Genomic DNA, 510 nt, shown 5'->3' on the forward strand with positions numbered 1-510 from the left:
TGAACACCTGCAAGGCCGGTTGGCGGCAGTCTATCTCGATGACCTTGCCCGCCAGCGCGCCCAGCCGCGGCAGGGCCGTGCTGTCCATGCGCAGGACGCGGTTCAGGCCCTGTTCGACACTGGCGAGCAGCCCGGCCAGCAGCATCAGGGCTTGATTCCCCGGTGCACGGCAACAATGCCGCTGGTCATGTTGTGGTAGGTGACGCGGTCGAAGCCGGCCTCGACCATCATGCTTTTCAGGGTTTCCTGGTCGGGGTGCATGCGGATCGACTCGGCGAGGTAACGGTAGCTTTCGGAGTCGTTGGTGATCAGCTTGCCGGCCAGTGGCATGAAGGCGAACGAGTAGGCATCGTAGGCCTTGGACATGAGCTTGTTGGTCGGCTTGGAGAACTCCAGGATCAGCAAGCGGCCGCCGGGCTTGAGTACACGCAGCATCGAGCGGATGGCTGCATCCTTGTGGGTGACGTTGCGCAGGCCGAAGGCGATGGTCACGCAATCGAAGTGGTTGTC

1 protein-coding gene is annotated in these 510 nt (G+C 62.7%); it reads right to left on the reverse strand.

Going from position 1 to position 510, the window contains the following annotated elements; genetic code table 11:
- Window positions 1-144: 144 nt before the first annotated feature.
- Window positions 145-510: class I SAM-dependent methyltransferase (locus QWI17_RS19550; protein ID WP_302724210.1), on the reverse strand; the 366-nt coding region annotated here is incomplete at its 5' end.

The sequence above is a fragment of the Gilvimarinus gilvus genome (assembly GCF_030518155.1).
GTDB classification, from domain to species: domain Bacteria; phylum Pseudomonadota; class Gammaproteobacteria; order Pseudomonadales; family Cellvibrionaceae; genus Gilvimarinus; species Gilvimarinus gilvus.